The following is a 6,812-nucleotide window of genomic DNA, read 5'->3' as shown; positions in this document are numbered from 1 at the left end:
CACACCCGTTCCCATACCGAACACGGAAGTTAAGCTTCTCAGCGCCGATGGTAGTTGGGGCTTTGCCCCTGTGAGAGTAGGACGTTGCCAGTTGAATATTTGTAATAAATCTAATTCTAATAAAGTACATATATTCGGATAAATGGAGACCAATGAGGTCTCTTTTTTTTTTTTTATGTTTTTGTCACAGTTATGGTTGTTAGTCGTTGGAATGGTCAGAAAGTCCATTTTACAACCATTAAAGGAGGAAAACTTGTGAAAACTGAAAAGTTCGGTTCAATCGAGTTTTTTGACAATTACCTTAGGACCCAGATTGTGAAAGAAGGACGAACCACTCAAGAAGTCATTCACAGGGTTCACTTTGCAATGAGTTCAATCATTTTGGAGACTCACAAAGGGAAGGAAGCTTTCAATATGTTGAGGAACCTCACTGAAGCTTGTGAGAAGCTCTCCAACTGGACGGTGAAAGCTTAATGTTCGACATTCCGAATTACGACTCTTGGAAACTGGACACGCCAGACAACCATTTGAAATTTCACGCTTTATGTCAGTTTTGTGGTCATGAGATTTATAGAGGAGAACCATTCGTTGAGGACGATTTCGACTCTTTTCATGAGGAGTGTTGGGAGGAAGTCCAAAGAGAGGAAGACGAGGACTGGGGCAAATAAATCCCAGTTCTTTTTATTTTGTCAAAATAGGTTCTAGTTGTTGAAATAAATTGCGAAATTGAGTAATATAGACCGTGAAGGTTGAAGACATGACCGTGTGGGTTCGAGAGTCGAAACCGTGTGTGCGCTGTCTGAAACCCTTGAAAATACTACACTTTGTGGGGCTGAATGGGGTACTGGTGTCCTCCACGGTCTTCAAAACTGCTTGAGACCTGCGTGCCAGGTCTGGTGGGTTCGATTCCCACGCAGTCCCGCCAAAATAACATGTTCAATCAAATTTCTTACCTACATAGTCTTTGCTCATGAACGAAACTGTGGTTGACCGAGATGCCAAAACTGTGTTTGTTCAGAGCCTTCAAATTAGTATATTTGGAGGTTTTTTTGTATGCGTAAAAGTGTAAGGGATCATGAAAGAATTGTAACAACTTAAGCGAAAGTTTAAGTATCTTAATTTAGCACAGACTCATAAATTCTTTTTATTTTCTCCTGAAAGAGATCTATATGGACTATTCGTGCTTCTCTCAAGGATTCTTTTCCGTGGACAAACAATAGGAGAACCGGGACAGTGAAAATCACAAAGTGGCCGGCTATTTCTGTTACCTCATCTGCATCAATAATCCCAAAATGAATCTGCCTAAACTCCTTTAAAACTTCCTCAACCTGAGGAAGTAAAGCGTGACAAACGCTTCAATTCTGTTTTAATACATATACAAAACTAAGTTGGTGATCATTTACAAAATGGTCTACCTCTTCGATTGAATGTAAATCTTTCATTTTTCTCACTCCATTCTCGATTTAAGGATGTAAATAGTCATCATTATATTTCCTTAAGTGAAAAAAATATATGTATTACGATTATTCCTTGATGAGGAAAAACCACAAAGGGATCAGGGAAAAAGGTTTCCCCAATCCCTATTATTTTTCCAAGATCTTGTGATTTCTAAATTGAGAAGGAGAATACCCTATACTTTTTTTGAAAACTTTATAGAAATATTTCTCATCATTATATCCAACCATTTTGCAGATATCCGAAACCCTTAAATCGGGGTCGGACAATAGTGCCTTGGCTTTTTCCATCCTAACGTCAATGACGAAATCAAGTAAATTTGTACCAAATTCCTGCTTAAATTTCCTTGAAATATGTTCACGGCTTAAATAGAAATGATCTGAAAAATATTGCAGGCTTAAATCTTCATGATAATTCTTCCTGATATAATTAGCTATTTCATGAAAAACATTTACTCGTTCAGTATTATTTTTGGATATGATTTGATGGAGAAGAATGAAAGACTGTTTGAGCTCCTTTAACCATTCCTCAATCAGCAATTGACCACTGTCATTCATTAGGATACAGGAAATTTGAGGGTCAAATCGCTTTAAATGATCGGAGAATTCTTTAAAATATTTTAACTTTAATATATTGAGCTCGTTTTGCCAAATCTCTATATGATTGAGTGTAATGGCTTGTAAGGTTCGCAATTCGTTTGTAAAGTTGTCTGTTATTGATTTGATGACATAATCTTCTTTACACTTCATGGCAAAAAGGAGTTTTTTTTCATAATTATTGATATAAATGGTTTCATTCTCTATGACGCTCGGGTGTGAATCATCAAAAATAAAGCTGGCAGGTTTTTTTAGGTTCAATTTGCTCTTTAATACCTTTCGAGCGTCACCATAGGAAAGAGAGATTCCTAATGGAAGAGGCTGAGGCTTGCCAACGGAAAAGAAAAAATGTGAACCTAGAGTTTGATAAATCTTCTGATTTATACCCTCCAGGATTTGTTTTGTATGGTCAAACTGATTCCAAAATAATATGACAATCTCATTCTCATTGTTCCAATCCTGAAAAGCATAACCACAACCATACAGACTTAAATATTCGTTACATAAATTTTTGATTGAAAAAAGTAGCAAATCTTTGTTTGTCGAAAACTTTTGAAGAATTCTCCAATGGATCAGCTGAAAGCTCAATAAAGCAATCCGAATCAGACCATTGTTTACGTCGATATCCCTGTTAATCTCGTGTAGAATAGTATAATGCTTTGCTGGTTCTTTGAGATATTCCGATAGAGCTTTGTCCAAGTAAATGGGTTCTATGTGTTGCATTCTTAAGTTTTTTGATTGATTTTCTAATCTTTTTATCTCATCTTGTTTCCACGCATCAATCGCTTTTTCCAGGGCATTTATAATTTCACCTTGATCGATTGGTTTTAATATATAATCAACTCCGTTATATCTCATGGTATTTCTGACAAGGTGAAAATCATTGTATCCACTTACTACAATAACTTTTGAAGGGATGCCGCATTCATGAATCCAGCTTAACAGCTCAATACCTGTTTGATTTGCCAGCATCATATCCAGAAAAATAATATCCGGCTTTTCTAGCTCAATGACTTGTTTAGCCGCTTCTACATTCTGTGATTCCAGCACCTTTGAAATTTTATATTCTTCCCATGGAATTAAAAGCATTATGGCCTCTCGAACATGTTTTTCATCATCAACGATTAACACCTTCATTTTTTTCTGGGTCACCACCTTTATGTAAAGGTATTCTTGTCGTTATTTTTAAACCATGTGGCACTACATGTTCCAAAATCATTTTAACTTCTGGGGAATAGTAAACACGTAACCTAGTTAATACATTTAATAGGCCAATATGGTCCGTTGATTTCCATTCAAAGTCGTTTTTCTCTCGTAATAAATCCGTCAATTCTTTCATTTTCGAGTCTGAAATTCCTTGTCCGTTGTCTTCGACTATTAAAATCAGTTGTTCATTGCTTTCCAGTTTAGTTGTTAATTTCAGGACACCCTGGTTATTTTCATCAAATCTGCCATGCACAAAGTAATTTTCAATAATGGGTTGCAGTATCATCTTAGGAACTTGAATAGGTAAAGTGGATTCGTCAATATCTATAATCAACTGGAAATCATCTTCAAACCTTTGCTGCTGTAGTTCCAAATAGGATTTAATATAATCTATTTCTTTCCCAAGTGGAATAATGGACTCATCGATTTTCATATTAAAATGCATCATTCTTCCTAACGCGGATGTTAACGAGTAGATTTTAAAGTTTTTATTCTTTAACGCTAACGTACCAATTGACTGAAGTACATTATTGAAGAAGTGGGGATTAATCTGTGCTTGAAGTGCTTTTAATTGGTTCGTCTTATTGGCTATTTCTAACTTATATTCGCTTAAAATAAGAGAATTGATTCGGTCAACCATTTGATGGAAGCGCCTCGATAATACCCCAAATTCATCTTTACGGTCGATGTTTGGGAATTGAACATTAAATTCTCCTCTCTCGACAATATTCATTTCATAAATAAGCCTGCGGATTGGTCTTACAACAGTTTGGATGACTATTAGTAATGAGGCGCTAATGGCCAGAATTAAGAAACAGATGACTACAAAAGTATTAATCTTAGTTAAAAGGTTGGCATCGTGATATAGCCAGCTATAAGGTATTTTCTTAACCAATTTCCAGTTTGCATAAGGAAGATTAATAGTATCATATAGAATTAAATCTTTAGAACCAGATTGATTCACTTCAAAATGAGAGGCCATTTTTTTATTCCTAAACAGTTTATCGACCCACGGTGCATGTACTTTAGTACCTATTAATTTTTCTTGAGAGGAATAAATGACATTCCCGTCTTGATCCAGTATTAAAATATCTTCTTCTTTATCCGTGTATAGCATATTGCTAATAAAACGCAGATAATCAAGCCGTACGTCAATAGAAAGTACGCCTAGACGATCCTTTAACGGTACGTCTTCAATGATTCGATAAAAGGAAAATACTTGTGTACGTTCAGACCGGGATAGTAAATTCCTTTGATTGAAACCATAGTCGTGACTTAAATGAGTTGGTTCTATGAAAGCCCTTTCATTATACTCTGTTTTAAAATCTAACATAGCTTGTTTACTAACATAGTCAGTGTAAAGATAGCTTTGCTTTTGTCTGTCCAAGAATAAGAAAACTTGATGAAATTCTTTTTTTGAATCCCCCAGCTGAGTGATAGACAAATTAATATTGTTTTTTTCCTGATCCTTTGGAGTACGGATTCTCATTAAGTCAAATAATCGATAGGAGGTTCTAGAAAATAAAGCGCTTTGCGTGGTGTTATCAATGGATTGCAAGTAGTTCTCAAGATTTGTTTTACCTTGAAATAATAATTTTGAGTTCCCCTCTATCACCTTTTCAGTGATAGAAGATTTGGTCAGTTTATGGGTGATCAAAATCGAAGTTACAATGGGAAGTAAAATGGCAGCCAACAAGAGTATGGTTAGTTTATAACGAATGCTAAACATCATTCCTCCTATGTCAATATATTACACTTCATATATCAAATATTTAGAATTTACCGACAATTCTATTAATTGTAAACTTTTAGATAAGGGAGGAGGTATAATAATGAAATATAGCAAAAAAAGCGACAATCTGCAACTCGTGATTTTTTTGGGACCTGCACTAGTTTTATTCCTCATAATGAAGATTATCCCGTTTTTCTTGGGAATGTACTATTCCTTTACAGATTGGAATGGAATTTCTACAGCAAAAAATTGGATTGGCTTTGATAATTTCCTTCGTATATTTAAAGATGAATACTTTCTTGACTCATTTTTATTTACCGCTAAATATTCAGTTGTCGTTGTGATTTTGAACAATGTATTAGCATTTTTATTAGCATTCTTATTAACTCGAAAAATCCGTACAAGAAATCCAGTTCGTGCCATCGCTTTTTTGCCGAATGTAATTGGAGGGATTTTACTAGGATTTATTTGGCTATTCATTTTCACAAGAGGCCTCCCTACAGTCGGTAAATTAACGGGAATTGACTTTTTTAACCTGCCGTGGCTTGGTACAGAAAACACCGCATTTTGGGGGATTGTAATAGTAAGTGTTTGGCATTTTGCAGGATATTTAATGGTTATATATATAGCAGGTATAGCCAGTGTCCCGCATGAATTATTGGAATCAGCTGAAATGGATGGTGCTACTACCTTTCATAAAATCAGACATATTATTCTTCCATTAATCATGCCGGTTGTTACCGTCTGTGTATTCCTCAGTTTATCCACATCCTTTAAGGTTTTTGATGTTATTTTCTCATTAACCAAGGGGGGGCCTTTCCGTTCCACTGAGCCTGTGGCTTTAGATATTTATGTCGAAGCCTTTACTCGTAATAATATGGGGGTTGGTTCAGCTAAAGCATTCATTTTCTTTATTGTTGTCGCTTTAATTACCTTATTACAGGTCTGGTTTACAAAAAGAAGGGAGGTTCAATAATTGGCAATCTTCAAGGGAAGGTGGATTTTGGAGCTATTTGCAATCATAATCGCCATTCTATTTTTAATTCCTTTCTATTTCGTTTTTATTAATTCAGTTAAGAGTTTTGCAGATATTCTGATCAATGGGGCAAGTTGGCCTAAAGAATTTCTTTGGTCTAACTATGTAAAAGTGTGGGAGAGAATTGATTATCCGAAAGCTTTTTGGAACTCATTAATTGTAACCGTTTTCAGCGTTGCCGGGATGACACTGATCAGTGCAATGGCAGCCTACCGTCTTGCACGCAGACCCACATTATTTAGTAAACTTGTCTTTACTTTGTTCGTTGCTGCTATGGTTATTCCCTTTCAATCTATAATGATTCCTCTTGTCCAAGTGGCTAATGGTTTGAATATCATGAACAGTCATCTGGGACTTATTTTTATCTATTGGGGTCTGGGAGTACCGTTATGTGTCTTTCTATTCCAAGGATTTATTAAGACGATTCCTCTTGAATTGGAAGAGGCAGCAGTTATGGACGGTTGCTCTCCATATGGGGTTTTTTGGAGGGTGGTTTTTCCTCTATTAAAACCCATGACAGTAACTGTCATTATTCTCCAAAGCCTGTGGGTTTGGAATGACTTCTTACTTCCCTCATTGATTTTACAAAACATAGAATTGAGAACCATTCCACTGGCAAATTTCACTTTCTTTACGGAATATTCGAAGCAGTGGGATATGGGACTGGCAAGCCTGGTAATGAGCATTACACCAATTATTATTTTCTTTCTGATTTTGCAAAAACATGTGATAGAAGGAGTTACGGCAGGATCAGTAAAAGGTTAGTAAATGAAAACCATATAAAAAT

5 protein-coding genes, 1 tRNA gene, 1 rRNA gene and 1 pseudogene are annotated in these 6,812 nt (G+C 35.7%); 5 read left to right on the top strand and 3 right to left on the bottom strand.

Features of this window, described 5'->3' with window-relative positions:
* The 3 genes from rrf to ABES03_RS15425 form a co-directional block, all read left to right on the top strand.
* Positions 1-93 (top strand): 5S ribosomal RNA (rrf, locus tag ABES03_RS15435); the annotation flags it as partial.
* Between the two features lie 162 nt (positions 94-255).
* Positions 256-474 carry a hypothetical protein gene (locus tag ABES03_RS15430; protein ID WP_430118229.1) on the top strand — a complete coding sequence of 73 codons (219 nt, stop codon included), beginning with the start codon at positions 256-258 and terminating at the stop codon, positions 472-474.
* A 354-nt stretch (positions 475-828) separates the two neighbouring features.
* Positions 829-925, top strand: a tRNA-Sec gene (locus ABES03_RS15425).
* Positions 926-1,115: 190 nt separating this feature from the next.
* On the opposite strand, the pseudogene ABES03_RS15420 reads toward ABES03_RS15425, so the two are convergent.
* The 3 genes and pseudogenes from ABES03_RS15420 to ABES03_RS15410 all read right to left on the bottom strand — a co-directional run bounded on the left by ABES03_RS15420 (position 1,116) and on the right by ABES03_RS15410 (position 4,989).
* Positions 1,116-1,451 (bottom strand): annotated as a pseudogene (locus ABES03_RS15420) (thioredoxin family protein).
* 132 nt (positions 1,452-1,583) lie between these two features.
* A complete protein-coding gene (locus ABES03_RS15415) occupies positions 1,584-3,188 on the bottom strand; it encodes a response regulator transcription factor (protein WP_430118227.1) in 1,605 nt (534 codons plus the stop codon).
* Positions 3,169-4,989 carry a sensor histidine kinase gene (locus ABES03_RS15410; protein ID WP_430118225.1) on the bottom strand — a complete coding sequence of 607 codons (1,821 nt, stop codon included), beginning with the start codon at positions 4,987-4,989 and terminating at the stop codon, positions 3,169-3,171. Before ABES03_RS15410 ends, ABES03_RS15415 begins: the two co-directional genes overlap by 20 nt.
* 100 nt (positions 4,990-5,089) lie before the next feature.
* Here ABES03_RS15410 and ABES03_RS15405 point away from each other — a divergent pair, with 100 nt between their 5' ends.
* A complete protein-coding gene (locus tag ABES03_RS15405) occupies positions 5,090-5,965 on the top strand; it encodes a carbohydrate ABC transporter permease (RefSeq protein WP_430118223.1) in 876 nt (291 codons plus the stop codon).
* Complete coding sequence (locus ABES03_RS15400) at positions 5,966-6,790, top strand: carbohydrate ABC transporter permease (protein ID WP_430118221.1); 825 nt, start codon at positions 5,966-5,968, stop codon at positions 6,788-6,790.
* Positions 6,791-6,812: the final 22 nt, after the last annotated feature.

The sequence above is a fragment of the Neobacillus rhizosphaerae genome, from assembly GCF_050477885.1.
GTDB lineage: Bacteria > Bacillota > Bacilli > Bacillales > Cytobacillaceae > Neobacillus > Neobacillus rhizosphaerae_A.
Note: the sequence above shows the minus strand (reverse complement) of the source record. Positions and strands in the feature narration are given on the sequence as shown.